This window comes from Myxococcus sp. RHSTA-1-4 (assembly GCF_020037125.1).
Taxonomy (GTDB): Bacteria; Myxococcota; Myxococcia; order Myxococcales; family Myxococcaceae; genus Myxococcus.
The window spans coordinates 1-1,512 of sequence record NZ_JAIQDG010000115.1 but is presented as its reverse complement, the minus strand read 5'-3'; the positions used below and the strand labels follow the sequence as shown (position 1 = coordinate 1,512).

The window sequence follows — 1,512 nt, the reverse complement described above, 5'->3', positions numbered from 1 at the left end:
ACGCTGGAGTACCTGGGCCGCACCGACTTCCAGGTGAAGCTGCGCGGCTTCCGCATCGAGCTGGGTGAAATCGAGGCGGCGCTCACCGCGCAGCCCGGCGTCCGTCAGGCGCTGGTGCTGGTGCGCGAGGACCGGCCCGGAGACAAGCGCCTCGTCGCATACGCGGTGCCCGCCCCGGGCGTGTCCCTGGAAGCGGAGACACTCCGGGCCGCCCTCAAGCAGCGGCTGCCCGAGCACATGGTGCCCTCCGCCTTCGTGGTGCTGGACGCCCTGCCGCTGACGCCCAATGGCAAGGTGGACCGCAAGGCCCTGCCCGTTCCCGAGGCCCCGGCCTCCACCTCCGGGTTCACCGCCCCGCGCACTCCCACCGAGGAGCTGCTCGCGGGCCTCTGGGCCCAGGTGCTCGGCGTGGAGCAGGTGGGCGCGGATGACCACTTCTTCGAGCTGGGCGGCCACTCGTTGCTGGCCACGCAGGTCATCTCCCGAATCCGCTCCACCTTCGGAGTGGAGCTGCCCCTGCGCGCCCTCTTCGAGGCTCCCGTCCTCTCCTCGCTCGCCCGGCGCATCGATACGGCCGTGCACGCGCGCACCGTCCAGGCACCACCCCTGGTCCCCGTGCCACGCACCGGTGCGTTGCCGCTGTCCTTCGCGCAACAGCGGCTGTGGGTCATCGACCAGCTCGAGCCCGGCGGTGCCGCCTACAACATCCCCACCGCCCTGCGGCTGCGGGGCCCGCTGGACGTGGCGGCGATGGAGCGAGCCTTCACCGCGCTGGTGGAGCGTCACGAGTCGCTGCGCACCACCTTCGCCGTCCAGGACGGCGAGCCCGTGCAGGTCATCCACGCCCCGCCGCGCTTCCCGCTGGCCGTGGTGGACCTGAGCACCCTGCCGCCCGCGGAGTGCGAGGCCGAGGCCCGGCGCCTCGTCTCGCGCGAGGCGCAGCGGCCCTTCGACCTGGCGAACGGGCCTGTCTTCCGGGCCCTGCTGCTACGCCTGGGCGAGCAGGACCACGTGCTCCTCGGGACGATGCACCACATCGTCTCCGATGGCTGGTCCATGGGCGTGCTGGTGCGCGAGCTGGCGGCGCTCTACGCGTCCCAGGCCACGGGGCAGGATTCCCACCTGCCGGCCCTGCCCATCCAGTACGCCGACTTCGCCGCATGGCAACGCGCATGGCTGCGAGGCGAGGCACTGGAGCGGCAGCTCGGGTACTGGCGCCAGCAGCTCTCCGGCGCCGCGCCCGTGCTGGAGCTGCCCACCGACAAGCCCCGGCCCGCAGTCCAGTCCCACCGCGGCGCCTGGCAGCCGGTGCTCCTGTCGAAGCCCCTGACGGAGGCGCTCCTGGCGCTGTGCCGGCGCGAGGGCCTCACGCCCTTCATGGCCCTGCTCGCCGCCTGGCAGGTGCTGCTGGCCCGCTATTCCGGACAGGACGACGTCTCCGTCGGCTCTCCCATCGCCGGCCGCACCCGCCAGGAGACCGAGGGCCTCATCGGCTTCTTCGTCAACACCCTC

The 1,512-nt window shown here is 72.8% G+C and carries 1 protein-coding gene; it reads left to right on the top strand.

The features are described 5' to 3' along the window. Positions 1 to 1,512 (top strand): condensation domain-containing protein (locus K8638_RS44155; protein WP_223760806.1); only part of this gene is annotated, 1,512 nt, incomplete at both ends.